The sequence below is a fragment of the Paraburkholderia sp. Ac-20336 genome, from assembly GCF_017105025.1.
Classification (GTDB): domain Bacteria; phylum Pseudomonadota; class Gammaproteobacteria; order Burkholderiales; family Burkholderiaceae; genus Paraburkholderia.
On sequence record NZ_JAAGPS010000001.1, the window covers coordinates 173,349 to 200,067 of the forward strand.

At 60.9% G+C, this 26,719-nt stretch carries 23 protein-coding genes and 2 pseudogenes; 8 read left to right on the plus strand and 17 right to left on the minus strand.

Features of this window, described 5'->3' with window-relative positions; all coding sequences use genetic code 11:
- Nucleotides 1–394: 394 nt before the first annotated feature.
- Nucleotides 395–914 (plus strand): annotated as a pseudogene (locus GXB81_RS00760) (DUF2778 domain-containing protein).
- Nucleotides 895–1,152: a hypothetical protein gene (locus tag GXB81_RS00765; RefSeq protein WP_205988039.1), complete on the plus strand. Its 258-nt coding sequence runs from the start codon at nt 895–897 to the stop codon at nt 1,150–1,152. Before GXB81_RS00760 ends, GXB81_RS00765 begins: the two are co-directional and overlap by 20 nt.
- Here the strand turns inward: GXB81_RS00765 and GXB81_RS00770 are convergent.
- The 5 genes from GXB81_RS00770 to GXB81_RS00790 all read right to left on the minus strand — a co-directional run bounded on the left by GXB81_RS00770 (nt 1,121) and on the right by GXB81_RS00790 (nt 6,953).
- Nucleotides 1,121–2,074 (minus strand): DMT family transporter, encoded by a 954-nt coding sequence (locus GXB81_RS00770; protein WP_205988040.1) that lies wholly within the window; start codon nt 2,072–2,074, stop codon nt 1,121–1,123. The genes GXB81_RS00765 and GXB81_RS00770 overlap by 32 nt on opposite strands.
- A 139-nt stretch (nt 2,075–2,213) precedes the next feature.
- Nucleotides 2,214–3,233, minus strand: coding sequence for an alpha/beta hydrolase (locus GXB81_RS00775; protein ID WP_205988041.1), 1,020 nt, complete (start codon nt 3,231–3,233; stop codon nt 2,214–2,216).
- On the minus strand, nt 3,230–4,624 hold the full coding sequence (locus GXB81_RS00780; RefSeq protein WP_167048499.1) for an MFS transporter: 1,395 nt from the start codon (nt 4,622–4,624) through the stop codon (nt 3,230–3,232). Before GXB81_RS00780 ends, GXB81_RS00775 begins: the two co-directional genes overlap by 4 nt.
- Nucleotides 4,621–5,769 (minus strand): alpha/beta hydrolase, encoded by a 1,149-nt coding sequence (locus GXB81_RS00785; RefSeq protein ID WP_241016173.1) that lies wholly within the window; start codon nt 5,767–5,769, stop codon nt 4,621–4,623. The genes GXB81_RS00780 and GXB81_RS00785 overlap by 4 nt, the downstream gene beginning before the upstream one ends.
- Before the next feature lie 62 nt (nt 5,770–5,831).
- Nucleotides 5,832–6,953, minus strand: coding sequence for a porin (locus GXB81_RS00790; protein WP_346777762.1), 1,122 nt, complete (start codon nt 6,951–6,953; stop codon nt 5,832–5,834).
- Between the two features lie 176 nt (nt 6,954–7,129).
- Here GXB81_RS00790 and GXB81_RS00795 point away from each other — a divergent pair, with 176 nt between their 5' ends.
- Both GXB81_RS00795 and GXB81_RS00800 read left to right on the plus strand, forming a co-directional pair.
- Nucleotides 7,130–8,053 carry a LysR family transcriptional regulator gene (locus tag GXB81_RS00795; protein WP_167048497.1) on the plus strand — a complete coding sequence of 308 codons (924 nt, stop codon included), beginning with the start codon at nt 7,130–7,132 and terminating at the stop codon, nt 8,051–8,053.
- Nucleotides 8,054–8,187: 134 nt separating this feature from the next.
- Nucleotides 8,188–8,580 carry a VOC family protein gene (locus GXB81_RS00800; RefSeq protein WP_167048495.1) on the plus strand — a complete coding sequence of 131 codons (393 nt, stop codon included), beginning with the start codon at nt 8,188–8,190 and terminating at the stop codon, nt 8,578–8,580.
- A 36-nt stretch (nt 8,581–8,616) separates the two neighbouring features.
- Here the strand turns inward: GXB81_RS00800 and GXB81_RS00805 are convergent, their stop codons facing one another.
- From GXB81_RS00805 to GXB81_RS00825, 5 genes are read right to left on the minus strand one after another with little or no spacing between them, the layout of a single operon-like run.
- A complete protein-coding gene (locus GXB81_RS00805; protein WP_205988042.1) occupies nt 8,617–9,519 on the minus strand; it encodes a transporter substrate-binding domain-containing protein in 903 nt (300 codons plus the stop codon).
- 41 nt (nt 9,520–9,560) lie between these two features.
- On the minus strand, nt 9,561–10,766 hold the full coding sequence (locus GXB81_RS00810; protein WP_205988043.1) for an aminotransferase class I/II-fold pyridoxal phosphate-dependent enzyme: 1,206 nt from the start codon (nt 10,764–10,766) through the stop codon (nt 9,561–9,563).
- A gap of 39 nt (nt 10,767–10,805) precedes the next feature.
- Entirely contained in the window at nt 10,806–11,486 is a 681-nt protein-coding gene (locus GXB81_RS00815; protein ID WP_205988044.1) for an RraA family protein, read from the minus strand.
- Nucleotides 11,487–11,519: 33 nt separating this feature from the next.
- The gene (locus GXB81_RS00820) at nt 11,520–12,020 is read right to left on the minus strand and encodes an alpha-IPM isomerase (RefSeq protein WP_167048487.1); all 501 of its coding nucleotides are present in this window, start codon (nt 12,018–12,020) and stop codon (nt 11,520–11,522) included.
- The gene (locus GXB81_RS00825) at nt 12,017–13,294 is read right to left on the minus strand and encodes an aconitase/3-isopropylmalate dehydratase large subunit family protein (RefSeq protein WP_205988045.1); all 1,278 of its coding nucleotides are present in this window, start codon (nt 13,292–13,294) and stop codon (nt 12,017–12,019) included. Before GXB81_RS00825 ends, GXB81_RS00820 begins: the two co-directional genes overlap by 4 nt.
- Before the next feature lie 250 nt (nt 13,295–13,544).
- Between GXB81_RS00825 and GXB81_RS00830 the strand changes: the two genes are divergently transcribed.
- Both GXB81_RS00830 and GXB81_RS00835 read left to right on the plus strand, forming a co-directional pair.
- A complete protein-coding gene (locus GXB81_RS00830) occupies nt 13,545–14,468 on the plus strand; it encodes a LysR family transcriptional regulator (protein ID WP_167048483.1) in 924 nt (307 codons plus the stop codon).
- A 136-nt stretch (nt 14,469–14,604) separates the two neighbouring features.
- Nucleotides 14,605–15,408 (plus strand): transporter substrate-binding domain-containing protein, encoded by an 804-nt coding sequence (locus GXB81_RS00835; protein WP_205988046.1) that lies wholly within the window; start codon nt 14,605–14,607, stop codon nt 15,406–15,408.
- 248 nt (nt 15,409–15,656) lie between these two features.
- Here the strand turns inward: GXB81_RS00835 and GXB81_RS00840 are convergent, their stop codons facing one another.
- The 5 genes from GXB81_RS00840 to GXB81_RS00860 form a co-directional block, all read right to left on the minus strand.
- Nucleotides 15,657–16,073 (minus strand): VOC family protein, encoded by a 417-nt coding sequence (locus GXB81_RS00840; RefSeq protein WP_205988047.1) that lies wholly within the window; start codon nt 16,071–16,073, stop codon nt 15,657–15,659.
- A complete protein-coding gene (locus tag GXB81_RS00845) occupies nt 16,070–16,609 on the minus strand; it encodes an AraC family transcriptional regulator (protein ID WP_241016174.1) in 540 nt (179 codons plus the stop codon). The genes GXB81_RS00840 and GXB81_RS00845 overlap by 4 nt, the downstream gene beginning before the upstream one ends.
- 226 nt (nt 16,610–16,835) lie before the next feature.
- Nucleotides 16,836–17,768, minus strand: coding sequence for a phytanoyl-CoA dioxygenase family protein (locus tag GXB81_RS00850; RefSeq protein WP_205988048.1), 933 nt, complete (start codon nt 17,766–17,768; stop codon nt 16,836–16,838).
- Between the two features lie 288 nt (nt 17,769–18,056).
- Nucleotides 18,057–19,130 (minus strand): AI-2E family transporter, encoded by a 1,074-nt coding sequence (locus tag GXB81_RS00855; protein WP_205988049.1) that lies wholly within the window; start codon nt 19,128–19,130, stop codon nt 18,057–18,059.
- A 298-nt stretch (nt 19,131–19,428) separates the two neighbouring features.
- Nucleotides 19,429–20,217 (minus strand): hypothetical protein, encoded by a 789-nt coding sequence (locus GXB81_RS00860; protein WP_205988050.1) that lies wholly within the window; start codon nt 20,215–20,217, stop codon nt 19,429–19,431.
- A 325-nt stretch (nt 20,218–20,542) separates the two neighbouring features.
- Between GXB81_RS00860 and GXB81_RS00865 the strand changes: the two genes are divergently transcribed.
- Nucleotides 20,543–22,138 (plus strand): phospholipase D family protein, encoded by a 1,596-nt coding sequence (locus tag GXB81_RS00865; RefSeq protein ID WP_205988051.1) that lies wholly within the window; start codon nt 20,543–20,545, stop codon nt 22,136–22,138.
- 141 nt (nt 22,139–22,279) lie between these two features.
- On the opposite strand, the pseudogene GXB81_RS00870 reads toward GXB81_RS00865, so the two are convergent.
- Both GXB81_RS00870 and GXB81_RS00875 read right to left on the minus strand, forming a co-directional pair.
- Nucleotides 22,280–22,802, minus strand: a pseudogene (locus GXB81_RS00870) (hypothetical protein).
- Nucleotides 22,803–22,999: 197 nt separating this feature from the next.
- Nucleotides 23,000–23,383: an SHOCT domain-containing protein gene (locus GXB81_RS00875; RefSeq protein WP_167048469.1), complete on the minus strand. Its 384-nt coding sequence runs from the start codon at nt 23,381–23,383 to the stop codon at nt 23,000–23,002.
- A 1,399-nt stretch (nt 23,384–24,782) separates the two neighbouring features.
- Between GXB81_RS00875 and GXB81_RS00880 the strand changes: the two genes are divergently transcribed.
- On the plus strand, nt 24,783–26,636 hold the full coding sequence (locus tag GXB81_RS00880) for a hypothetical protein (RefSeq protein WP_205988052.1): 1,854 nt from the start codon (nt 24,783–24,785) through the stop codon (nt 26,634–26,636).
- Nucleotides 26,637–26,719: the final 83 nt, after the last annotated feature.

Consider the following 26,719-nt stretch of genomic DNA (forward strand, 5'->3'; position numbering starts at 1 on the left):
CCACGAGAATGATCACACAGCCGATGAGTAGACAATATGGCTCGCGCGTTCGTCGCGCGGGCCAGTAGCTAACCAACACCAAAGAGGCACACAGAATGATGAACCTTACCAAGACCCGATCTATCGCGCGTCTCGTCGTGGCGGCGGTCCTCACCCGCGACGGGGCTCCGTCGTGCATCTGGTTCCCTGACGACTGATGCTCGCTTCCCTCGACGCGAACTAGGCACTTACAAGGCTCGCCCCCTCCGGCGGGCTTTTTTTTGCCTAGGGCAACGGGAACTCCAGAATCAGAATCGTCCTATTGAGTGCCAGCGGGCCGCGCCTCTACGGTGAACGTTTCACCAACGGGAGAAAACTATGCAAGACAAAATGACGGTTAGGGGGACGTGAAAAAATGGCTCTTACGGGAAAGTTTTCGGTAGATAACAAGCCGCTATCGCCGCTCAGCTTTTTGGGTATCGGCACATTTAACGCGTATTCGGGTGACAAGCAATACCGCAATCGGGGTGGCTGCACGGCTGTGCCCGAGGCTGGTCCGATTCCCGCTGGTAAATACTGGATCGTCGCGCGTCCTACTGGCGGCGCACGCTCAAGGACTTCAGCGTGGATAAAAGATGAGTGGAATACCGTTTGAGGCCGTCCGTCGAATCACAGCGAATGGTTCACCCTGTATCGAGACGATGGAGAGATCAATGATGCGACGTGGATCAATGGGGTCAAGCGCGGGCAGTTCCGCTTGCATCCGGCAGGCGGCCTGCGGTACTTCATTAGGCTGCATCACTCTGCCGAGTCATACCGATTTTTCGATTATCCGGAGCGCGCTTCTGAACACCAGGACTATCCCTGCCGGCAATTCAGGGCTTAACGCCTACGGAACAATTGAGGTCACCACATATGGCAACACTTGCCCGTAGGCTTTTCAAGGTTGCATTGTTTTTCGGCCTGTTTTTTCTATCGATTCTTTATGTCGGTCCATACCATTACGATTGGTCGGAAAGCGAGGCGCGCGCATGGTGGAATGCTTCGGAGTGGCTTGGTATCCGCGATCCCGATGACCTGTTCGTCACGGTGTGGATAACGATCGAACTGATCGTGGCAGTGCTGGCGTACGTGGTAATCATCAGGCTATGGCGGTGGTATCGCACGAAGTAGATAGAGCCCCGGCGACGGGGCTTTTTATGGATTTGCCTACACGAGCCCCACCGTGTAGCGCGTTGTTCCGCTGCCGAAGTGGGCCGTAAGAACCTGCCGCCGCGCCTTCTGTCCCGCCGCCGCAATCGCGTATCCTCGGCGTAATCTTCTCGTCGAGAAACAACGCGCCCCACGCCACGCCGAAGAGCGGAATCAGAAACGTCACCGACGCCGCATAGGCCGCCCCGACATGCTCGACCAGCCGGAAAAACAGCACGTAGGCAAAGCCCGTGCAAAGCATGCCTAGCGCGGCCACGCACAGCCACGTCAGCGGCATGACCGAATGCCGCGGCCATGACAGCAGCGCCAGAGGAATCAATACGATCGAGGCGAAGAACTGGCTGCCGAAAGCCACGACAAGCGGCCGAATACCCGCGAGGCGACGTTTGGAGTAGTTGACGGCAAAGCCGTAGAACAAGGTTGCGAGCAGCGCCGCGGCAATCGCCGGCGTGGCGCCCTGGATGCCCGCACTGAGCGTGTCCCACACCAGAATCACGACGCCGATGAGGCCCAGCAACAAACCGGGAAGCTGCCCGCGCATCATCGGAGACTGGAACAGCGTGGCGGCGATCAATGCGGCCCACAGCGGTGTGGTCGCGTTCAGTACCGAATCGAGCCCGGCGTTCAGATGCAGCGTCGAATAAGCAAGCAGGCAAAACGGAATCGCGGAATTGGTCAGGCCGACGATAAACAACGGCCACCATCTCGCACGAAATTGCTGACGTGCTTCGGCGGCACGCAATGCCGGTATCAAAACCAGCGCGGCAATGCCGACCCGAAGCGCGATCAAGGCAATCGGCCCGAATTCGGGCGTCGCGACGCGCGTGAACAGAAATGAAGCGCCCCAGATTGCCGCAAGCAGAAAGAGTTCGATAAGGTTCATGGCGCCGGAATCGGGTTGACGGGGACGGTCATGACTCGACTGTAGCGGAAGCGCGGCGACGATTCTGGCCGGATTCGGACATGTGCATCACCACGCACTTCGCCGCGCCTCTCAAGCAGCGCCTCTCAAGTAGCGACTCTCAGGCCCCTCGAACCGGTTCCCCAAACAATGCCGCCAGCCCGGCAGGCGAGCCGAATACCGCGTCGGCGTCGTGCCCCGCGCCGTCGATCTCGATCGTGCGGTGAGCGAAACCCTGCGGGTGCCGCTCGCCCATGTAGCGCGTATAGGCGCGGCCGCGCGCGAGGCGATGCGGTCCCTGGGCGAGCGCGGCACAGGAGCGGTCCAGTGCCGGGTGTGCCGGATCGCAGTCGTTAGCGCCCAACAGCAAGGTCACGTCGCGATGCACATAGGCGGCTTCCAGCGCGGCGGCATCCGGCAGCGCGTTGCCGTCGCGGGCATAGGCCGGCAGTTCGTCGAGGCCGTATTTCCAGCGGTTGAAGCCGGCGCAATGCGCCTCGTCGTAGCGGGCGAAGCCGCTCGTGCCGAGCGGGCGCTGCGTATCGAAGTACACATAGGACGACGGATTGGCGATCACATAGCGCAGCGCCACGCCGCGCCCGGCGAGGGCCGCGTCGCCGCGCACCAGCACCGCGTAGCGCTGTACCACCTGGCCGCCACCCGAGTGGCCGGCAACCACGACTTCGCGCAAGTCCGGAAACTTCCGCGGGTCGGCCAGTTGGGCCAGCACCGTGTCGAGTACGTCGAAGGAACTGAGCGGGGCTGGCGCCAGCGCCGTGCCGCCGCCCATCCAGTCGATCCACTCCCAGCGCAACGTGGACGCCGGCAGATGGTGTGCGTCGACGTCGGCGGCAGCGAGGAATTGCGGCACGATCAGCAGCGTGTCCACCGAATTGCGGCCCGCGCGCGTCCGTGCGCGATGCGCCAGCTGGAAATACGCATCCGCGTTGCGCAGACGGCCGTGAATCAGAATCACCGCGCGCTCGACACCCGGCTGCGGCGCATTCCATTCGCCGGTCGCAAACAGCGGCACCGTGCCGCTGCCGCCCCTCGCCTCGACGGTCAGGTGCTGGGGAGCGACGACGCTAACAGGTCGTTCGTTGGGCGCGCGCTCGTCGTTCGCGGACAAAAACTCGGTCATGCAGGAGGGCTCCTTTTGGCCGCCGAAGCGGTCAGGCTGTCCGGTTCGCCGAGCCTGGCGCCGTACGGGCCGCGCCGGGCCCCGTAGACCAGCGCAAGCGAGACGAAGCCGGCAAAGATCAGATAGAACGCGGGCGTCAGGCTGCTGCCGGTGAGCCGCGTGAGCCAGGTCACGGTTAGCGGCGCGAGGCCGCCGAACAGCGTGACCGCGACGTTGTACGACAGCGCCACGCCGGACGAGCGGCTGCGCACCGGGAAGAGCATCGCCAGCATGCCGGGATGCGCGCCCGACATCGCCGCGAGAAAGACCGTCGACACGATCTGGGCGAACAGCAAACGCTCGGCCGAAGGCGCCGAGACCACGAAGGCGAACAGCGGCCACGCGCAGAGCATCCACGCGATGGTGACCGGATAGAACAGCCGGTAGGGACCATAGCGGTCGGCGAGTCGCCCGGACAGCGGAAACAGGAACAGGTTCAGCACGCCGCTAAGGAACGCTCCGCGCAACGCCACCGCCAGCGGCAGATGCAACTGCCGCTCGACATAGACGGCCAGGTACGAATGCCACACGTAGTTGGTGGCGGCGCCCACCGCGATCACCCCCATCGCGCAAATCGCGGCGCGGCCGTTGTTGCGGAAGAACTGCCGCAACGAGACGCGCGGCGGCGGCGCTCCGTTCTCGCGCAACTGCTGGAACTCCGGCGATTCGGCCACGTGATGGCGGATATAGAAACCGATCGGTCCGGCCAGCACACCGCACAGAAAGGGCACACGCCAACCCCATGCCACCAGTTGCTCATGGCTCAGCCAGGAAGTCAACAGATAGCCGGCCCCCGAAGACAGCAGCAGCGCAAACGCCTGGGCCGACATGTTGAAGCTGCCGTAGAACATCTTGCGGCCCGGCGGCGCGTACTCGACCAGCATGGCCGACGCGGTCGCGAACTGGCCGCCCACCGAAAGCCCCTGCAGCACGCGTGCCAGAACGACCAGCGCCGGCGCGGCAAGGCCGATGCGGGCGTAGCCTGGCGTCAGCCCCATCAGCAAGGTGCTGCTCGCCATCGAGATAATCAGCAGCGAGAGCGCCCGGCTGCGCCCCACACGGTCCGCATACATGCCCAGCAGGATGCCGCCGAGCGGCCGCACGCAAAAGCCGATCGCGAAGGTGGCGAAGGTCAGCATCAGCGACAGATAGCCGGTGCCGGTCGGAAAGAACACCTGGGCGATGATCTTCGAGAAATAGCCGTAAATCAGGAAGTCGAACCATTCGAGACCGTTGCCGAGCACCGACGCGAAGATGGCCCGCCGCACCATGGCCCGCGACATGGGTGCGGCGCCGCTGCCCGACGCCGTGCCCGCCGATGCGATGCCGGCTTCATTGCTGGCGGCGCTCATGGCTTGCACCCCGGCGTATCGTAGATGGCCGCCAACGCGCAGACCGAACCGAGCATGCGCGCGCCGTCATGGCCCACGCCGGGCACCACGTGGAAGCTCTGGTTCAGGCCCTGCGGATGGCGCATCTGCAAATAGCGAAAATACCCTTCGGCGCGCGCGACGCGCTGAGGCCCCTGGGCCTCGGCCGAACAGCTCTGGTCGAGCGCCTTCTGTTGCGGATCGTTATCGTCGCCGCCGACGAGGTAGTAGACGCGCCGCGTCGCATAAGTCGCTTCGAGTTGCGCGGCGGTGCGCTCGCTCAGATAGGCGGGACGCTTTTCCATGCCGTACTTCCAGTCGTTGAACGCGGGACAGGCCGCCGCGTTGCCGAAGGGCGCCGGCTTGCCGTCGGCATCGGGCCGCTCGGCATCGAAATAGGCGTAAGACGACGGACTCGAAATCACATAGCGCACGTCGATGTTCTCCTTCGCGAGCAAGCCCGATTCGCGCGCGGCCACGGCATAGCGCTGCACCACCTGGCCGCCGCCCGAGTGGCCGGCGAAGACCACGTGCCGCAGGTTCGGAAAGCGCGTGCGGTCGGCGAGGCGCTCGACAATCGCATCGAGCACCGCATAGGAGCTGAGCGGCGCCGGAGCCACGGCGTTGTCGCCGGCCATCCAGCCGTTCTGGTCCCAGCGCAGCAGATCGGCGGGTTCGTCGCGCATGCCGAAATCGAGCGTGGCGAGAAATTGCGGCGCGATCAGCAGCGTGCCGTCGACATTCGCGCCGCTCTCCCGCGCCGCCTCGCGCGCCTTCTCCGCGCTGCGGAAATAGGTGTAGGCGTTGCGCAGCTTGCCGTGAATGACGATCACGGCTCGCGTCACCTGCGGCTGCGGCTGGTTCCAGTCGAGCGACAGATAGAGCGGAAATTCCGCCCGGCCGGCCGGCGTGCCGGGTAGGTCGACCGGCATCCGCGTGTCGGCGATGCGCGACACGGGGCGCAGATGCGGGTTGTAGACGTGAGCCGGGTCGGCCAGCACCGCGCGGGCAGGCAGGCTGTAGGCGCCGGCAAGTACGGCCGCGGCGGCAATGGTTGCCGTCATCGACGCGGCGAAACGGCGAGGCGAAAGACGACGCGAACGACGATGGAATGGAACGCGGATCATGCGGGCTAACTCCTTCGAGGCGTCTCGCGACAGGCAGGACGCACCAGACGACGAGCAAAAAATCAGAACTTGTGGAACATGCCGATCGTCACGCCGGTCTGGTTCGGGCCAAAGGCGGTGTTATCGGTCGTGCCGACCGGCGTATAGCTGCCGTCCGCAAAACGGGTGGCCTGCGCGTAGGCGACCGTCGCATAGAGCGAGGTGCGTTTGGACAGCGCGTATTGTGTACTGAGCACGCCCATCCACGCATTCGACGTGCCGGGCACGCTGTTCTGCTCGTAATAGTAAGCGGCGGTCAGTTTCAGGCGGCGCGCCACCGGATAACGCACGCCGCCCCACCACAGCGCCTGGACCTGCGAGCTGCTCTTCGTCGGCGTGTACAGATAGTGTTCATAGCCGGCCAGCAGACGAGCCCGGCCGATGTCCTGGCGAACCGAGAAGCTCAGGTTGCGCGATCGGGTCCAGGTGCCGCTCGAATTGATCGCGCCGTTGCGGTAATCGTAGGCGACCGCCGCGCCGAACGAGCCGCCATCGTAGTCGAGACCGGCGCCGTAGGCCGCGCTGCTCTGGAACGAAGCCGCGTCGCCGCCGAAGCTGTAAGCGGCAATCGCGGTGAGACCGCGGAAGCTGCCCACGTACTTGACCGAGTTGTTGTTGCGCGCGCGGAACGCAAAGCTGTCCTGCGAGCCGGTGGTCGGAAACCACGTGTATTGCTGCGCGAACATCATCGGATCGTAGCGCAGCAGGATGTCGTACATCGCGGTGTACTGCAGACCGAACGACAACGAGCCGTAGTGGTCGTTGGACAGACCCACCGCCGCCGTGCGGTTGAATATCGTGTTGGCGCTGGCGAAGGAGCCGTCGTTGGAATTGAAACCCGACTCGAGCACGAACCAGACCGAATTGCCGCCGCCGAGCGGCTCGGTCCCGCGAATGCCGAAGCGCGAATTGTGGATGCCGCCGGAATTCATCTGCACCAGCGAGCCGCCCTTGCTGCCCGCATGCGACAGAAATTCGACGTTGGCGTCGATCACGCCATACAGGGTGACCGAGCCGGAACCTGCCTCGGACGAACCGCTGGCGAGCGCCAGCGCCGGATCAGTCTCCTCGGCCTGGGCATGAGCGAGCGGAGCGACGGCCCAGCCGGCGAGCGCCAGAGCGGTAGCGATACAGGTCTTTTTCACGGGGGATCTCCTTGAATTGTTATCGGATGCCGCGACAGACACGCCTGCCGCGGGCTTGAGTTCACAAGATCGCAGCCATCCTAGCGTCGGCAGATATAGATGTAAAATACATATTTAATGAGGTTCGTATATTTATTAAATATGTCTCGCGACGCATCGTTTCTGGAGACGGGTTGATGGAGCTTCGACATTTGCGCTACTTCCTGGCCGTGGCCGAGGAAGGTCAGTTCACGCGCGCGGCCGAACGGCTGGCGATGCAACAGCCGCCGCTATCGCAGCAGATCCGCCTGCTGGAGGAGGAGGTCGGTTTCGATCTGTTCGTGCGACTGCCGCGCGGCGTGGAGCTCACCGAGGCGGGCAAGGCCTTCGCACAAAACGCGGAACTGGTGTTCGATACCTTGCAACAGGGCCTCGCGCATGCGCGCCGGATCGCACAGGGCAAGCTGGGCACGATTTCCGTCGGACTCACGAGTTCAGCCGGTTTTCATCCGGCGACGACCGAGGCGATCCGCGCCTTTCGCGCCGCCGAGCCGGGTGTGGAGATCGAACTGGCCGAACTGAACGCGGCGGAGATCATCGAACGGCTGTCGTCGGAGCAGTTGCATGTGGCCTTTCTGCGCAAGCCCGTCGACACACCCGAGGACGTGACCTTCGAGCCGCTGCTGGACGAACCGATGGTGGTCGTATTGCCGGTCGGACACCGGCTACTCGCGGGCATGAAAAAGACGCCGCCGGAGTTGCCGCTCAAGGCGCTCGAACACGAGGACTTCATTCTCGTGCGGCGGCCTGGCGCACCCGGCATGTATGCGGACATCCTCGCAGCCTGCAAGCGCGCGGGGTTTCTGCCGCGTGTGGCTCGCGAGGTGCCGCGCATGCTGACGGGCATCCATATGGTGGCGGCGGGTTTCGGCGTCACCCTGGTGCCCGCCTCGATGCAGCATTACGAGCATGCGAGCACCGTGTACTGCCGTCTGAACGAAGCGGCGAAACTGACTGCGCCGCTGTATTTCGCCTACCCGACAGTGATCCGGCACAATCCGGCCGCGCTGCGTTTCGTCGAGTTTATGAAGACGCAGCGGCGTATGGGGGGGACGGGATAGGCGGTTGGGCGTATCGGCGGGGTGTTGGTTGACGGCGCATTATCTGCACAGGAAGATAGTCGAGAACGCCAACGCATGCTGTCGCATTGCCAGCAACAAACGTCGACTGCCACCGCCCCACCCGGAGCCGCACATTGATCTCGCACATTTTTATCGGCGTCAACGACTTCGATCACGCCTTCGAGTTTTATTCGGCTCTGATGCAGGAACTCGGACACTCGTTGAAATTCTGCGAGCGCGATAAACCTTGGGCCGGCTGGATGGCAACGGATGCACCACGACCGCTCTTCCTTATCGGCAAGCCCTATAACGGAAACGCGGCACGCAGCGGCAACGGTCAAATGATCGCGTTGCTCGCACGTGACAGGCACACGGTCGATCGCGCCTACGCCCGGGCAATCGCCAACGGAGCGACCTGCGAAGGCGCTCCTGGCCTGCGGCCACAGTACCATCCTCACTACTATGGCGCGTACTTCCGCGATGCCGATAACAACAAGCTCTGCCTATGCTGCCACGACGAGCCGTGAAATAACGGACTCATCGCGCGCGCCGTTCCGTTCTGCTCAATCATCCATCGGCCGGTCGTTCGGATGCTCGAACACGGCCTTCATGGTATCGCTCATCGGCATATCGAGGTTGATTCCCTTCGGCGGAATCGGCGACATGAACCACGTTTTGTAGAGCTTTGCGCCTGTGCCGTTCTGCTCGATCTTCGCGATCGTGCGGTCGACGATCGCCTTCATCGCAGTGTCGCCCTTCGGCAACATGCAGGCGATCGCCTCATGCGTCTGCGGCTCGCCGATCACCACATAGTCAGCCGGATTACCCGAAGTCGCCCGCTCGGCAGACAGCACGTCCGAGTCCATAAAGAACGCTTGCGCGCGCCCCGTCTCAAGATTCAGGAACGAGCCGCTGTGATCGCGGGCGGAGATAATCGTGATATTCGCGTGCTTCTCCTCGACGTATTTACGCAGATAGCGCTCCGACGTCGTGCCGGCCGTCACTGCGACCGTCTTGCCATTCAGGTCGTTGAACGAATGAATACCCGAATTGGCTTTGGTCAGCAGCCGGGTTTCCGTGACCGAGATCGTATTGGAGAAGCCGACCTGCTGAGCCCGCTCCTTGTTATTGGTCGTGCCGCCGCACTCCAGATCGATCGTGCCGTTCTGCATCAACGGTATGCGGTTTTGCGCATTGACCGGAATCATCCGCACCTGTAGCGACGGCGCGTTGATTGCCTGCTGAATCTCTTTGACGATTTCCTGCGCGATATCGCGCGAATAACCGACGACTGTCTGATTATTGTCGTAGTACGAATAAGGCAGCGACGACTCGCGGTAGCCGAGCACGATCGTATTGCGCTGCTTGATGTCGGCGAGCCTGCCGGTGAGATCCTGCGCGTGCGCGGCAAACGTCAGGCAGCCGAGCAGCAGTGCCGGAATCGCGCGTTGTATCAGCGTATGCATGTTGTCTCCTTGTCAGCTTTGTTATCCGTTTCAATTCATGCTTATGCCCGCAGCGATTCGCAAGCGAGCGCGATGCGCCGGCAGCCCTCCTGAAGCTGTTCGTACGACGTCGCAAACGAGATCCGGAATGCCGGCGACAAACCGAACGCAGCGCCCTGAATCACGCCGACGTCCTGCGTCTCCAGCAGGTACATGACGAAGTCGCCGTCGTTTTCGATCACGCGTCCGTCCGGCGTGCGTCGCCCTATCACACCTGCGCACGACGGATACACATAGAACGCTCCCGTGGGATTCGGACAATAGAGGCCGTCGATGGCGTTCAGACGCTCCACGACGAGATCGCGCCGCCGCTGGAATTGCGCGCGCCATTCGGCGAGAAAATCCTTCGGACCAGTGAGCGCCGCGAGCGCGGCGGCCTGGCTGATCGCCGAAGGGTTGGTTGTACTTTGCGACTGCAGCTTCGCCATCGCCCTGATCAGCGCCTTCGGGCCACCCGCGAAGCCAATGCGCCAGCCCGTCATCGCATAGGCCTTCGAAACGCCGTTGACGGTCAACGTACGCTCCTGAAGATGAGGGTTGCACTGCGCGAACGTTGCGAATTTGAAGCCATCGTAAATCAGATGCTCGTAGACGTCGTCGGTCAGAATCCAGACGTGCGGATGGCGGCTCAGTACTTCGCCGAGCGCCGCCAGTTCGCTTTCGGTGTACGACGCCCCGGTCGGATTGCATGGCGAATTCAGCACGAGCCATTTCGTGCGCGGCGTGATCGCGGCTTCCAGTTGCGCGGGCGTCATCTTGTAGGCGCTGCCGACATCGCATTCGACAATCACGGGACGTCCGCCATTGAGCAGCACCATGTCCGGATACGACACCCAGTAAGGTGCCGGCACGATGACCTCGTCGCCCTCATCGACTGTGCAGGTCAGCGCATTGAAGATGACCTGCTTGCCGCCATTGCCGACGCTCACTTCATCCTGCGCAAACACCAGGCCGTTCTCGCGCTCGAACTTCTCGCGAATCGCGCGCTTCAATTCAGGCGTACCGTCGACGACCGTATAACGCGTCTTGCCGCTTTTCATCGCGTCATAAGCCGCTTCGATGATATGCGGCGGCGTGTCGAAGTCGGGCTCGCCGACGGTCAGCCCGATAATCTCGCGTCCCGCTGCCCGCAACTCTTTCACCCGCGCGGTCGCCATCGAACTCGGCGACGGTTTGATCCGTTCGAGGCGTGCTGCAATCAGTTTCATGTCGATTCCTTCATGTCGATGCTTTTTTTCTTTGCGTGCTTATGCGATCACACCCTGCTCTTTCAGGTACGCGTCGATCCAGCCGCGCTTGTCCTGCCCCGCCAGAATCGCCTCTTTGCGCTGCTGTTCGCGCTTTGCCTGCGCGCGCGCCGCCTCGAGTACCGCGTCGAGCCGATTCGCAGGCACGGCGACGAGTCCGTCTTCATCGCCGACGATCAGATCGCCCGCCTCGATCACGAGACCGCCGATCGCGACCGGGACATTGATTTCGCCAGGGCCTTCCTTGAACGGACCGCGATGCGTATTGCCGCGCGCGAAGCACGGAAAATCGGCGGCATGGAAGGCCGCCACGTCGCGAATCGCACCGTCGATCACAAAGCCGGCCACGCCACGTACCTGCGCGTGCATCTGCATCAGTTCGCCGACCAGCGCCTGCGTCACCTCCGCGCCGCCGTCGACGACGATCACGTCACCGGGCTCGGCGATATCGATCGCCTTGTGAATCATCAGGTTGTCGCCCGGACGCACCTTGACCGTCAGCGCGCGGCCGACCAGCTTTTTCTCGCGGTGATAGCGCCGCAATCCGATCACGCCGCACAAGCGGTACATGTTGTCGCTGATATGCGGCGTGACGATCGCTCTGAACGCCTCGATCGTGGCAGCCGGAATCGATGCCGACATCGGCAATATCCGGAATCCTAACTTGTTGGAATGGCTCATGGATTGGCTCCTGAATACGCTCGAATAAGAAAATCAGAAACTCGGATTTCGCAGCAGATACGGCACGAGTCCACCCGCATCGAGAATCGCGAGCATGTCTCGCGCGATCGGCGCCGCCTGCAAAGGTTCCGTCATGCCTTCGCATCGCACGATCACCTGCTCGCCCAGTTCGATGGACAGCGCGGCGCCCTCGGCAATGCGGCTCGTGTCGCACTCGATCGGATAAAGCCCGTTGTTCACCGCGTTACGGAAATAGGTGCGAGCGAAACTCTGTGCAAGCACGACCTTGATGCCGGCACCGACGACCGCCGTCACCGCGACTTCCATCGCCGAACCGCAACCGAAGTTCTTGCCCGCGACGACGATGTCGCCCGCACGCACCGACGCCGCGAATTCAGGCGCGATCGTCTCGAACAGATACTGTTTCAGGACCGCGGGATCGAGTGATTCCCGCTTGCGTCGCGAAGAAATGATGTAGTCGGTATTGACGTCGTCGCCGAAGCGCCGCGCCATGCCGTTGATCGAAGTTGTCATCGTGATTGATGTCCGGCAAGAAGCATTCTGGGGCTCGCGATGTGGCCGGCGATCGCGCTTGCCGCACACACCTCGGGCGACGCAAGAAAAATATTCGCGGTCGGATTGCCCATGCGGCCTTTGAAGTTGCGGTTCGCGGTTGAAATCACGTTCGCGCCGTCCTCGGGAATCGCACCGCTCGTGCCACAGCACGCGCCGCAGCCGGGCGTGACGATCACCGCGCCGAGCGCGATCAGTTCGGCCAGTTCGCCGCCCTGCGTCAGCTCCAGCAGCACCTCGCGCGAAGCCGGTGTCACGACCAGTTGCACGCCGCTCGCCGGCTGGCCGAATTCACGGAACACGCCGAGCGCCTGACGAAAGTCTTTCGTGCGCCCGCCGGTGCAGGTGCCGAGAAACACCATCTGCACCGGCGTCGCGTCGAGCGTTTCGACACGCACGTTGCCGGACACCTGATGCGGCACCGCGACAAACGGTTCGAGCGACGCGAGATCGATGTCGAGCGTGCCGGAGTAGATTGCGTCCGCGTCAGCGTGCAGCGCGCCCGACAGATCATCCACGCGGCCTTCGAGGTAACGGCGACACGCCTCGTCGTAGGGAAAAATCGCGTTCTTCGCACCGAGTTCGACCGACATATTGGCGACCACGAGACGATCCTCGAAATCGAGGCTCTGCACGCCGTCGCCGGCGAATTCGAGCGTCTCGTAGGTCGCGCCGTCGGTGCCGAGCAATTGCGCGAGATATAGCGCGAGGTCCTTCGGATAGACGCCTTGCGCGAGCCGGCCATGCAATCTCACGCGAATCGATGCGGGAACCTTCAACCAGACCTTGCCGGTTTTCATCACCCCCGCGAGGTCGGACGAACCGATCCCGGTCGCAAAGCAGTTCGCCGCGCCATACGTGACCGAATGGCTATCCGCGCCGACGAGCAGGCGGCCCGGCGCGGCAAAACCCTTTTCGACGACGAGTTGATGGCCGATCCCCTCGCCGACATCGAATAAGGGTATGCCCTGTTCTTTCGCAAAGCGCCGGATGCCGGCCTGCAGCAATGCCGCTTTCGGACTCGGCGCAGGCGCGTAGTGATCCAGCGCGAAAAGCAGCCTGCGAGGCGCGTGCACACGTTCGCCGCCCATCGCGGCGAAGTAGTCCATCGCCATCGGAATCGAGCCGTCGGTGCCCAGCGCGTAATCGACCTCGCAGATCACGACGTCGCCCGCGCGCACGTCGCGGCCCGATTTCGCCGACAGAATCTTTTCCGACAGGGTTTTTCCCGACATAGCTCGATCTCGCCGATAAACTCAGCATCGACCCGACGGTCGACGCGACATGGGCACAGTATCGCAAAGACACCCATCGGGAACACGGAGTAATCGGCATCGCGACCCATGAAAAAAATTCCTGGTTCGGCGAGGCCTGCGGCCATGGCCGCGGCCTCGCCGCTTGCCAGAAAACCCCTCGGCAACCGATACTGTGCATCATTGCCGAACCGGCGCAAACGCCGGCCCCACACCCTGTATTCCGACCTCAGTGATTACACTCAAGCAGCTCGAAGCGGTCTACTGGGTGGCTCGCCTTGGAACGTTCGCGGCCGCCGCCGATCGCCTTCATACGACGCAATCGGCCATCTCGAAGCGCGTCAACGAACTCGAGGTTTTTTTCTCGACGCCGCTGTTCGACCGCAGCCACCGCACGCCGCGCCTGACGCCGAAAGGCCGCGATCTGCTCGACACGGCGGAAGAAATGCTGCAGTCGCGTGACCGCCTGCTCGAACGGATGGGCAAGCAGGTCGAAGAAGTGCGGCGTTTGCGCATCGGCATTACCGAGCTGATCGCGCTGACGTTCCTGCCGCGACTCGTGCGCGAGATGCGGCTCGCCTATCCGGCGGTTTCGTTCGAGCCTGAAATCGACGTCAGCACGAAACTGACGTCGCGGCTGCTGGCCGGCGAGATTGATTTCATCATCGCACCGACCGCGATCAGAACAGCGCGCTTCTCATCGATACCGCTGCGCAAACTGCATCTCGCGTGGATGGCGAGTCCGTCGCTCGTCGGCGAAGCACGCACGCTGTCACTCGATGAAATCGCCGCGTGGCCGATCCTGATGCAGGCGGGCACGTCGGGCGTCGATGCGATCTACGAGCGCTGGTTCGAATCTCACAACGTATCGATTCGCCGCGCGTTCGCGGGCAACAGCCTGATCTCGCTGTGTTCGCTGACGATCGCGGGCGTCGGCATCAGCTATCTGCCGTCGCTTTATTTCTCGGACTTCGTTCGGCAAGGCGAACTCGCGGTACTGCATTCGACGCCCGAGTTGCCGGCCGTGCGCTACTACGCGGTCTATCGCAATGACGGGCCGCTGCCGCTCTACTCGCATGTGGCGAGCCTCACGCGCGAATTCTGCGACTTTTCGAAGCCGGATTTTCATCCGCCGGTGAATAGCCGGAGCGCTTGAGGCTCCCAACGCAGGCCGCCTATTTTTAAAGTGCTACGATGAATCCCGTGACTCGCCGTATTCCCGCACAACGTGTGGAATCGTTGCGTCGTGCAGCCCGATACTCAAGCAAAGTCAAGCACAGAGGAGACACTCCATGAAATTCTCGAAGCTGCTGCTCATCAACGCGCTGGCTCTCTCGGCCCTCGGCTTTACCGCCGTTGCCGCTCATGCCGAAGACCTACTCGATAGCGTCAAACAGGCTGGCGTTCTGAAGATCGGTCTCGAAGGCACCTATCCGCCGTTCGACTCGCGCAACAAGGACGGCGAGCTCGAAGGCTTCGACGTCGACGTCGCCAAGGCCGTGGCAGCGAAGCTCGGCGTGAAGCCGGTGTTTATTCCGACCGAATGGAGCGGCATTATCGCGGCGCTGCAAAGCGGCAAGTTCGACGTCATCGTCAACCAGGTCACCATTACGCCGCAACGCAAACAGATTGTCGATTTCAGCCAGCCCTATACGTACTCGGCCGCGCAATTGATCCAGCGCGCCGACGACAAGCGCGAGTTCAAATCGCTCGACGAATTCAAGGGCGACAAGAAGATCGGCGTGACGCTCGGCACGAACTACGACCAGATGGCGCGAGCCGTGCCGGGCATCAACGTGCTGACTTATCCGGGCGCGCCCGAAAAGCTTCGCGATCTCGCCGCCAAACGTATCGACGCGACGATCGACGACCGGCTCATGCTGCCGTACATCATCAAGAACTCGCAGTTACCGCTGCGCACGGGCGCGGTGCTGAAAGGAGCCGATCAGGAGATGGGCATCCCTTTCCGCAAGGACAACCCGAAGTTCGCGAAAGCGCTCGACGATGCGCTAACGCAGATGAAGCAGGACAGTACGCTGAAAAAGATCTCGATGCACTGGTTCGGCACCGACGTGACCCAGCCTGTCGCGCAGTAATTTTCTGGATCTGAATCTGGTTCGGGTCACGCACCTGCGCCGATCTCTGCCTGACGATCGGCGCAGGTGCGCGGTTTGCTCACCGCTGTCCCGCTCCCACGGTGGCGGCAGCACATGCGATCAACGCTGCCAACGCCCCGACGAACGGCGCGCGACGATCAGACGCCAGCCATGCCGCATCCGCTGACCATGCAGACAGTCGGCAGCATGCGACTCGCAGCCTCCGGGCATCCGCGCACTGCCCGCGTTCACTTCGCACCCGCCGGCGCCTGGATCATCTTCCATCCGTTGCCGGCCGGATCGCGGAAACCGGCATCGACACTGCCGAAGCGATCCGTCGGTTCCTGAGTAAACTCGACGCCGCGTGCTTTCATCTGCTCGTAGCTCGCGCGGCAATCGGCGACGGAAAGAACGAGCGGCGGCATCGCCCCTTTCGCGACCATCGCACGCAGCGTTTGCGCGGTGGCTTCGTCGTGAATCGGCGGCCCCGGCATGAACAGGCCGAGCTGGAACGATGGCTGCTCCGGATACTGGACAGTGAGCCAGCGGTACGAACCGTTGCGCACGTCCGTGTGAACGCGGAATCCGAGCTTGTCCACGTAGAAAGCGAGCGCTTCGTCCTGATTGTCGACATACAGGCCGACCACATTGATACCCTGATTCATGACACCTCCCTGGTTGAGGGCTCGACTGTATCGTCGGCGTCGCGGCGACGCTTCTCCAAAACTGCGATCGTAAGGTCGGGACGTTGCGCGGCCTTCAGTACGCAGGCGGGCACACATTCGAGCTGCGACTGGCTGGCTCTCGCCTCGACGCGCATCTCGCCGGGACTGTGGCCCGTGATGTCGCGAAAGATACGACCGAAGGTGCCGAGGCTCTCCCAACCGGTGGCGAAGGCGATGTCGGTAATGCCGAGGTCAGTGTCGCGCAATAGCGTGATGGCCTGCTCGATACGCCGTGTCAACAGATAGCGATGCGGCGGAACGCCGAAAGCCCGCTTGAACGAGCGCGCGAAATGCGCTTCGGACACGCCGCTGACTTCGGCAAGCCGCCGCACCGGCCACGCCTCGTGCGAGGCGGCGTCCATGCGGTCTTTGGCGCGCAACAGCCGGCGCAGCAGCGCCGGGTCTTCGAGCGCGCCGGCGTTTGCCTGTGCCCCGATGGACGGCGGCAGATCGTGATGGTCTCGACGACGGGGCATGAGTTCGAACGGGCGACGCTGAGGGTAAGCGGTAAGTTTAGCTCGCCTCAGGCGGTCCGCTGCCCCCGGCATGTCGGGTTGGCCGGGAAACTGAACCTCGATTTCCGGTTCGTACCCCCTACCCCACGCTGCCTAGCAGCGCGGTAGCGGCAGGAACACGCGTGGCCTGCCGCGTCTCGTCCCTGCCAAAGGGCACGGACCTGGCAAGCCCCACGCATTTAAAGAATCAGATTGTCCGACCTTCAGCTTTACCGAAAAGCTCGTAATGCTGAAGTCCGGATGCGAAGTGGCCCTCGCTCACGGCGCGCGCCACATCCGGATACCTCGCGAGGTAAGCATCTTCGGCACTCGCGCGCTTGAACGCTTCCTCCGGAACATGCTGAATGGGCCGGTCAATCCAGAATCCGGACGACATCGGACACTGCTTCATGCCGAGGCCCGTGACGTCATCTGTCGAGAAATAGTGGAAAACCAGCGACTTCCGCGTACGCGACGGGTCAGCAATCGGACTGCCTCCGTGCAGCAGGTTCGCATGCCAGATCAGCACATCGCCCTTTTTCGCCGGAAACACCTGCTTCGTGAAACCGTGCTGTGCGACCTCGGCCTCGATGTACGCATGCCATTCCGGCATTTCATCGGGTACGAAGTGCCGCGTACCGTTGCTGAAGATCATCGGCTCGATCTTGTGGCTGCCTGGATAGTATTCCAGCTGTCCCGCGTCGACATGGGTATCTTCCAGCGCAACCCAGATGGCGATCAGATGGTTGGCGGTGACCGGCGTCATGTAAATCGAGTCGACGTGAGGCGGCTGCTGGCTTCCCTTCTCGAAGTACAGGCTATTGCAAAGCGCGGGCGGGTACTCGAGAAGTTGCCCGAGAATCAGCGCGAGCCGGTCGGAGAGAGCCAGCTCGCGGACGCCCTCCATGTCGAGATACAGATCGTTGATCTTCATCCGTCGCGTCGCGATTTCCTGCGGACTCAGCAGCCCCAGCAAACTGCGCTCCCCCGTATCGAGCAGATCGACGGTCACGTTCATCGGCCGCTCGAGCTTGCGCCGGGCAATCGAATCAACCACCTCGTCGATCTGCTCGGACGAGTAAAAACCAGGAAGGATGGCGACGCCGTTCTCGTCAAAATCTTTTTTCAAGAGAGAATTCACAGATCCACCTTTTCTATCAACAACGATCGAGCCCAATATTGCTATCGACGCTGGCCAGAGACAATGTAATCGCTAAGGATAACTGCACGGCTTTGCTCCGCATCCGCGAACGCAGCGAAATAGCATGCGCCCGCGACGCGATACGGTCAGATACCACCGGCAATCCCGGCAGCTTACCCCAAAACGGGCTTCATCTGGCCGTACTGCCCGTCCTGGAATGCAGCCTGCCACGTTCACGTTTTGCGCACTGGCCAGTGCCGCGTAATGCGATACGAAGCCCTAATCGCCTCAGGCCACCCTCTGCCCCTTGCCATAAGCAAGCCGGCCGTTCTTCGACAGCAGCACCGCAACCGGTCTCGTCATGTCGAATTCGGAGAAGATGATCGTCACGCTGACGGTAATCGGCACCGCCAGAAAAGCACCCGGCACACCCCACAGCGCCGACCACACCGCCATGCTCGCGAGGATCGCAAACGGACTCAGATTCAGCGAGTTGCCCGTCATATACGGGTCGAGGATGTTGCCGATCACGAAGTGAATCGCGGTTAGCGAAAGCAGCACGATCAGTATCGAGTTCAGATCGCCGAATTGCAGCACCGACATGAGCACCGGAAACACGATCGCGAGTACCGAGCCGATATACGGCACGTAGTTGAGCAGCGCGGTCAGCACAGCCCACAGCCCCGCGAATTCGAGACCGACACTGCGCATCGCGAACCAGCAGATCGCGCCGAGCAGCACGCCGAGAAACGTCTTCAGCGCGAGATAGGCGCCGATGCGCCGGTTGATGTCGGTGACGACGGCCCTGATCCGCGCCGCGTTGGCCGAATTCGCGGTCATGTTCGCGAGCTTTTCGCCGAACGTGCTGCGCTCGACCAGCAGAAAGCTCGCATACAGCACGATCACGAAGAGGTCGATGATGACCGACGACAGCGACGTCAGCATGCCGGTCACGACCGCCTGAATGTTCAACTGCGTGAGCATGTTCCGCCGCAGCGACTCCCAGGTCGGCTCGCTGTCGAGTTGCAGCAGCACCGAGATCTTGTGGATCATCACAAGGACCGAGTCCTGGTAGCGCGGCGCCAACGCGACGAGCGCATCGTAGTTCGCGACGAGCATGTCGACCACGAAGAAGATCGCCGCCGCGATCAGGAACATCGAGAGACCGTAGCGCAACTGCACCGGCAAGCGCGGGCCGATCACCGGAATGCGTTGCAGCAGACGCGTGAAATCGACGACCACGTAGACCGCGATCGCGCCGAACACGATGGGAACGAACACCGCGCGGCCGATATACAGCACCCAGCCCACAATCAGCAGCAGCACCACCACGCATACGGACGCCTGCAATCTGTCGGTCATCGGTCAGTGCTCCATTGATCCGCAAATGGTTCGCTTCGGGGTCCACGGTACGATCGGCTCGCATGGCTGTCGAACGGCGGACAGCATCGATCTTCGCATATAACGATGACGGTCACGGCACGGAGTACGCGATGCCGCAACGCCAGCGGCACGCGATACGCCGACGCGCGATCGTCATCGCCAATTCATCGGCGCGCCTCGGGCACAAAGGCGCGTTCGAGAGCAAGGAGCCCGGCGAACCACGTGGCGAATGACGTCGCAAATTACATAGCCATACGCGTAGCGAACGTGCACAGCCTCAGCGCGGCGAGCCCGGGCGACCGATGCCGCCCGGGCGCCGCGAGCCGATCCCCGTCGCGGAACGCGGCGCGACATTCGCGACCAGAATCATCGATGCGCCGGCGAGCCCGCTCGACACATGCTTCAACGCATGGCCCGCGATCATGTGATGCGTCAGCTCCCAGATCTGCCAATCGAGACTTTCGAAAATCTTCGCAATGCCATAGAAAACGATCACGAGCATCCATGCGAACGCGCCATCCACCTTGCGCGTGAGCGTCATGCCGACGATCAACATGAGCCCGCCGAACTGCAGAATCGCATAAGGCCACAGGCTGTTGAAGACGAGCCAGTAGCCGACGGTCGCGGGCGACACGACGACCATGATCAGCATCTGCGTCCAGCCCACGCGTTCGCCGGTGGCCGAGGTCCATAGCATCGCGAGGATGCCGGCGAACACGATCGTCATCGGCAGACGGTCCCACACGAGCGTCGCATCGGTCGGCGCCATGTGATAGTAGGCCGAACCCAATGCCGTCAGGAGTAGCCCGAACGCGGCGACGACCATGCCGGGGAATTGCGCCGGCTGATTCGACGCATGCCGCCTCACCCAGCCAAGACAGAGCATGCCGGCGAGCAGAATGACGAGATTCGACAATACGTCCGATGCGTTATGCAGCGAGCCGAGCGAACGTTGATCGGCGAAGTGGTGATAGGCGGCAGGCTGCGCGAGCGGCCATATCATCTGCAGCACCGTGCCCACCACGAATAGCATGACGCTGCCAAACAGCAAGCGGGAAATCTTCACGTTGCTCGACTCCGGAAGGGGCGAAACGCTCGATGGACGCTGACGCGAACACTGATGCGCAGTGGCTCGAACGCAGCCCGGGTTGCTCCCCGTTCGAATTCGTACGGCCTGCCCGTATCATCGGACAAACCGGTCTGCGCAACAAGACCGCCTGACCGGCACCGGTTGTTGCGCAGCCATAGTATTCTGCTCGTTCCGCGCAAGACGGCATGCGAAACAGACCAGCAGGCCTGCAAGACGCCAGCCGCGGCGAGCCGTGCCGACGCAATGTTTTCATGTGTAAAACCGGTCGGGTCGCGACGATCCAGAGGAATCCCTGAACGCCATGCAACCGCAGAAACACGATCCGTTCCGTTCGCGCTGCCTGCCTCGTCTCCGGCCGGGCGCCCTGCCCACGCTCCTGCTATGCGCGAGCCTGCTCGGCGGCTGTGCGTTGCCGCCGCTCGACAACCGCACGGAATCGAGTGCGTTGACGCCCACGCAAGCCGCCGCCACCGATCTGGGCCGCGCGGTTGCTCCCGAGCTGGCCGCGCATGCGGGCTTCGCGGGCATCTATCCGCTGGCGGATGCACACATGGCGTTCGCCGCCCGCATGGACCTGATCCGCTCGGCGCAGCGTACGCTCGACATCCAGTACTACATCTGGCGCGACGATCTGACCGGCACGCTGCTGCTCGAACAGATCCACGAGGCTGCGGACCGCGGCGTGCGCGTGCGGCTGCTGCTCGACGATCTCGGCATTCCCTCCGTGCTCGACCCCACGCTCGCGGCGCTCGACGCGCATCCGAACATCGAGGTACGGCTCTTCAATCCGTTCGTCGTACGCAGCCCGAAATTTCTCGGCTTCCTGACGGACTTTTCGCGCGCGAACCGGCGCATGCACAACAAGTCGCTGACGGCCGACAGCACCGCCACGATTCTCGGCGGCCGCAATATCGGCGACGAGTACTTCGATGCAACCGACGGCGTGGTCTTCGCGGACCTCGACGTGCTAGCCGTCGGGCCGGCCGCGGCCGACGTTTCCCGCGACTTCGACCGCTATTGGGCGAGCGCGTCGGCTTATCCGGTCGAGCGGATTCTGCCGCACGAGAGCGTCGACCAGTTGGCCGAACTCGAACGCAAGGCACACGCCATCGAGCAGCAACCCGCGGCGGCGGCCTACATGGACGCGCTGCGCGGCCCGCACGTCGTGCAGAAGATGCTCGACGACACGCTGCGATTCGACTGGGCGAAAACGCACATGATCAGCGACGACCCTGCGAAGGGTCTCAACAACGCGCCGCCCGAAGCCCTGATTCCCCATCAGATGCGTGAAGTGCTCGGCGAGCCCTCGCGGGAAATCGACCTCGTGTCGCCGTATTTCGTGCCGGCGCGTACCGGCACACAGTATCTGACCGACCTCGCCGCGAAAGGCGTCGAGGTGCGCGTGCTCACGAACGCGCTCGAAGCGACAGATGTGGCCGCCGTTCACTCGGGCTATATGAAGCGGCGCGTCGAATTGCTGAAGAACGGCGTCCACCTGTACGAATTGCGGCGCGTGCCGGGCACGCCCAGCAAGAAAGAACCGTCACCGGGGCCATTCGGCAGCTCGGGGTCGAGCCTGCATGCGAAGACTTTCGTGGTCGACTCGCAACGGGTTTTTGTCGGCTCGTTCAATTTCGACCCGCGCTCGGCTTACCTCAACACGGAACTCGGTCTCGTGATCGACAGCCCCGAACTGGCGGCTCAGGTGGACAAGACGTTTCTCGCGCTGCTGCCGAAAGTCGCGTACGTCGTGAAGCTCGACGAAAACGGCAAGCTCTACTGGATCGAACGCAACGGCGACACCGAAATCCGCCATGACGTCGAGCCGAATACGACCTGGTATGGCCGGCTCGGGGTGTGGATGCTATCGGTTCTGCCGATCGAATCGCTGCTATAGCAGCGGCGCAGAGACTCGCGGAAAGACTCAGCGAGATGCACGAGCGCGATGGATCATCATCAATATAGCCAGGCATTTCGCCAAATGCGTGGCCTCTGAATCATCACTGAGCCGCTACATCGCGAGAATCATGACGAACGCTTAGAAGCGCCGCACATCGGGATCACGCAATGGGTCAGGCGTGCGCGCCGTTTCGCGCAAGACGCCGTTGGTATCAAACGAGAAATTGAACAGCAGATGCGTAATGTTGTTTTCGGTGTAACGGTACGACCACACTTCGCGTTGCGAAAGGCGGAAGAACTGCGTTTGCACGGGCCGACCGAAATTGATCAGCACGTCGTCGCGCGTCCATTTGCCGATTTCCGCGCGATTGAATTCGCTGATCTGCAAGACCTGACGCACATGCACGATCTTGCCGGATGCGTCGATGTCGGCGGCCACGGTGGTCGAGCCCATCGGCTGTGTCGGCCACATGAGCCGGCGGCCGCCATTCGGCAACTCATAGACTTCGCGCGGTGGCCCCATCCGCGCAATGATCGCGGACTGATCCTGGCCCGCCTCGAATTGCTGCCATACACGTCAGCACTATATGACGCCATTTCACGGACGCGCGCGCGGTATGCGCGACAAAGTCGGGAACGTGGGCGAGGCGGCGGGTCAACATGGATTGCTCCCGTTACGTTCAATCGTGCAATGAGGGGGCGATGTACGTGAAAGTCGCGCGGCCTGATGGACATCGTGCAGGACCTCGCGACGGCCCTCGCCAACCGCGATGCTACGACGCAAGGCTAACAACGAACGACGCCATGAGCGTCAAACCCAACGCCCGCGCGCTCATGGCGGTTATGCAGTACGCGAGGCTTACTGCACGAGTTTGGCGCGCAAACGCGCGTGTTCTTCAGCCGATATCGAACCGGACGCCTTGAGCTTGTCGAGCTTTTCCAGTTCGTCGGCGACACTGAAGCCCACGACCTGGCGCAGGTCTTCGCGCACCTGTTTGGCACGCGCCTGATCGCGCTCGGCCATGCCGCGGTGTTGCGTGAGCAGATACGCGAAGATGCCGATATACGGCAGGATGATCAGGAAAATCACCCAGAGAACTTTGCCCCATCCCGAAACATCATGGCGGCGGAACAGGTCGCTCGACACCGTAATGAGCAGCCAGAACCACAGGATAAACATGAAGATGGAAAAAACGTCGGCCAGGAAATTCGGGAAGGTGAAACCATCGTTAAAGAAAAGCATCCTTGTTCTCCAGTCATTCCGGTTGAAATTGAAAGGCTTAATGTATTTCTAACTAGTGATTGTCTGCTATGGATCATGCATATAGTCGTGCATAGCAGCATTGAAATTTACCATGAGAGCATCTCGACTGAGCACGCGATTCGATACGTACTACATGAAAAGCGTGTATCAACCTGAGACAGCTCACATGAATTCACTGAATTCACAAATGCAGTATCCAGCGCATGCTCCATTTCGCCTCCTTGCATCGCTCAACGCCAATCGTTAATGCCGACCCTTTTTAATCTTTATAGTGTAGATCGGCACGATGACGCGAGGATTTTTTTGAGGAATTCGATTCATTTTGCATTAAAGTCCATTCTGTCATGAAGTCATGTTCGCCTCGTCTCACCGGTATGTATTCCGATCGGACGTTGCGTGGGAACGGCAAAGGTATCGCGAGAAATCAGTATCGGCGACGCATGCATTAGCCACTTACCCGATCCCGTGAACCCTCATCGGGTATTGACGGTTCTATTTTCTGCGTGGAAATGCGCGAACCGGTTTCTCAAGATTTCAAGAAAATCTGAACGGATTTGCGTCACATTTGATACCGGGTTTTCACATCATCTGCCATTTTTCGAACCCGGTATCTGTTTGATGCAGCGCAATAATCTTCGGAGCGGGATAGCTCGCCGCAAGAATGCCGGCGCACTCATGCCATTGCCGTATTTGCCATCTGGCATTGCATAGCTGGCGACAAAAATTCCACACGAATTTTGCAATCTCAAATTGGCAATTTCCTTGGCATTTCTAGCTATACCGATAGTCACCAGTCAATAGCATTTTGATTTGCATGCCCGATTGAGGAACCGAATACAAGGAAGTGCTTAATGCATTGTCATTGCAGAACGGCCACTGGTAAGCGCAGCAATTCGAACCGTCGGGTTGTTCGTCGGCTATCTTCATGCTCATCGGTCGTTTCCCGAAGGTTAACATCCTGAGCAGGTTTTTACTGGGTCAATACAAGAACGTCGCCCCAGAACGCCGTAACCAGGAGAGAAAGGCCGACTGAAATTTAATCGTTGAGGCGACAACTGGCTTGAAAATTTCCGAGGTCGTCGTTGGTAGATCGCAACAGTTATATGGTCGACCTGCTGTGTGTTCGTTTGCTCAAGGTGCAACCCGTCATCTTGCTTCATCCAAAAATATCGCAACCCCAGGTTAACCACTGTTGCAAGGGCAATGTAAAAAATTCAGAATGTCTCGGCAGATTGTGGTGCAACCGAGTTGCACTTAAGGCGCGGTAATTTTGTCCCCGCGATACCGAACCGGACATCGAACCACTATCCGCACGCAAGCGAATAAAAAAAGCACATCAATTGACCTTGTCTATTTAAAAAAAATAGGGTAATGAATAATGAACCGTCGATACCGCAATCGCGCCAAGCAAGCGCCGCAATTACCAGAATTTAATTTCCGTAAGCTTGCCGTTCTAGGTTCTCTGTCGCTTACGATTTTCTTGTCTGCATGCGGTGGCGACGCTCCCAGCAGCGAGCAGCCGACAGCGCAAAATCCCACACCGCCCACAACGAGCGGCAATACCCCGCCGCCAATAGCCCTCACGGCTGACGTACCCTTCAACGACAAGACTACATACTCGATTATGTCCAACGGGAATGTCGCCAGTACAGATGCGAATGAAGGTGCGGCAGTGACTCATCGACAAATCACCATCAATGGCAAGACGCTGACTTATACGGCGACGACTGGCCATTTGATTGCCTACTCATCAGGCACATCACAGCCTGAAGCGACGATTTTTTATGTCGCTTATACACTCGACGGTCAACAACCCAGCACACGACCCGTCACTTTCTTCTTCAATGGCGGCCCCGGTTCGCCCGCTTCGTATCTGCTGATGGGCTCGTTTGGTCCCAAGCATGTCGAGACGACGCAGGCCGGTACCAGTGCCGTGCCGACTACGCCCGCACCATATCAATTGATGGACAATATGGACACGCTGCTGGATCGCTCCGATCTCGTGTTCGTCGATCCGGTTGGTACCGGATATTCGTCGGCAGTCGCACCACATCTAAATAGCGATTTCTGGAGTGTCGATACCGATGTAAACGTGAACTCGGATTTCATTTCACGTTATTTGGCGGTGAATGGCCGTGCCGATTCGCCGACCTTCCTGTTTGGCGAATCCTATGGTGGTCCGAGAACTTCGATGATGAGCTATGCGTTGCAGGCTCGCCTCGGTATTCAGTTATCCGGACTTATCCTGCAATCGCCGGCACTGGCTTACTACGGTCCATCTCAGCAGCCAGGCATGTCGACCAATGTGCCCGACTTTGCGTTTGCCACGGATGCCATGACGGCCTGGTACTACAAGAAACAATCGGCGGATATGCTCGCCAAGTCGGTAACCGAGGTGGGCAAGGAAGTAGAGGCGTTTATCAATGGGCCTTATCTTGGCATCAAGACTCAAGCTAATTGGAGTGTGATTCGGCCGACTTATCTCGAACTGACGGGGCTCGATCCGACGGTCTATACCGACGATGCTGCGGGATGGCAGCAAGCCGTGAATACGATCGGCAGCAATAGCGCAACGAGTTGCAAGTACATCAATGGCGCCTGGCATTTCTGCGACTATGCGAGCAAATTGGAGGTCGCGTTATTTCCGACTATCACGCTTGGAATTTACGACACGCGCCAATCTCTCGACGCAGAGGTCAAGACGATTGTAGATAGTTATCTGAGCTACGATCCGTCGTTCGTGAATCTGGACCCTGCGTATAAATCCACCCACGATGCCTATGTCCGGTCTGATCTGAAATACAACACGCCGTCGATCTATGCCTATCTGGGCACGCCGGTGGACGCAGCCGGAAATCCGATCAATAACGTCTGGAATCTGACGCACGTATCTCCCGACAATGTATCGCACCCAACGCCAGATGCGACTTTGGATCTCAAGGCGGAGATGTTTATCAATCCGGCGATGCAGGTGTTCGCGACCCAAGGTTATTACGACCATTCGACGTATTTCGCGAAGCTCGATTACGATCTTGCCTCGATGAAATTGCCAGCTAGTCTGCAAGGCAATGTTACGGTGCTCAATACCGAAGCCGGCCATATGGCGTATGCGGATGACAAGGCACGCGCCCTCATTCGTCAGAACGTCGATGCGTTCTACGATAAGGTAATGTCCCCGCCCATGGTCCAGATGCGTATGTCGCAGCGTTCAGTATTCAAGGCGATGCATTGAGTCGCTCAGGTAGGCGCGAGATGCAACCTGAAGATGCACTGCAAGTCGCCAATCGGCGGACCTAGTCCTGCTGTGTTAAGAAA

Coding starts and splice junctions, on each gene's coding strand:
- GXB81_RS00765 (WP_205988039.1), top strand. CDS start 895: ATGGCAACACTTGCCCGTAGGCTTTTCAAGGTTGCATTGTTTTTCGGC.
- GXB81_RS00770 (WP_205988040.1), bottom strand. CDS start 2,074: ATGAACCTTATCGAACTCTTTCTGCTTGCGGCAATCTGGGGCGCTTCA.
- GXB81_RS00775 (WP_205988041.1), bottom strand. CDS start 3,233: ATGACCGAGTTTTTGTCCGCGAACGACGAGCGCGCGCCCAACGAACGA.
- GXB81_RS00780 (WP_167048499.1), bottom strand. CDS start 4,624: ATGAGCGCCGCCAGCAATGAAGCCGGCATCGCATCGGCGGGCACGGCG.
- GXB81_RS00785 (WP_241016173.1), bottom strand. CDS start 5,769: ATGATCCGCGTTCCATTCCATCGTCGTTCGCGTCGTCTTTCGCCTCGC.
- GXB81_RS00795 (WP_167048497.1), top strand. CDS start 7,130: ATGGAGCTTCGACATTTGCGCTACTTCCTGGCCGTGGCCGAGGAAGGT.
- GXB81_RS00805 (WP_205988042.1), bottom strand. CDS start 9,519: ATGCATACGCTGATACAACGCGCGATTCCGGCACTGCTGCTCGGCTGC.
- GXB81_RS00810 (WP_205988043.1), bottom strand. CDS start 10,766: ATGAAACTGATTGCAGCACGCCTCGAACGGATCAAACCGTCGCCGAGT.
- GXB81_RS00815 (WP_205988044.1), bottom strand. CDS start 11,486: ATGAGCCATTCCAACAAGTTAGGATTCCGGATATTGCCGATGTCGGCA.
- GXB81_RS00820 (WP_167048487.1), bottom strand. CDS start 12,020: ATGACAACTTCGATCAACGGCATGGCGCGGCGCTTCGGCGACGACGTC.
- GXB81_RS00825 (WP_205988045.1), bottom strand. CDS start 13,294: ATGTCGGGAAAAACCCTGTCGGAAAAGATTCTGTCGGCGAAATCGGGC.
- GXB81_RS00835 (WP_205988046.1), top strand. CDS start 14,605: ATGAAATTCTCGAAGCTGCTGCTCATCAACGCGCTGGCTCTCTCGGCC.
- GXB81_RS00840 (WP_205988047.1), bottom strand. CDS start 16,073: ATGAATCAGGGTATCAATGTGGTCGGCCTGTATGTCGACAATCAGGAC.
- GXB81_RS00845 (WP_241016174.1), bottom strand. CDS start 16,609: ATGCCCCGTCGTCGAGACCATCACGATCTGCCGCCGTCCATCGGGGCA.
- GXB81_RS00855 (WP_205988049.1), bottom strand. CDS start 19,130: ATGACCGACAGATTGCAGGCGTCCGTATGCGTGGTGGTGCTGCTGCTG.
- GXB81_RS00865 (WP_205988051.1), top strand. CDS start 20,543: ATGCAACCGCAGAAACACGATCCGTTCCGTTCGCGCTGCCTGCCTCGT.
- GXB81_RS00875 (WP_167048469.1), bottom strand. CDS start 23,383: ATGCTTTTCTTTAACGATGGTTTCACCTTCCCGAATTTCCTGGCCGAC.
- GXB81_RS00880 (WP_205988052.1), top strand. CDS start 24,783: ATGAACCGTCGATACCGCAATCGCGCCAAGCAAGCGCCGCAATTACCA.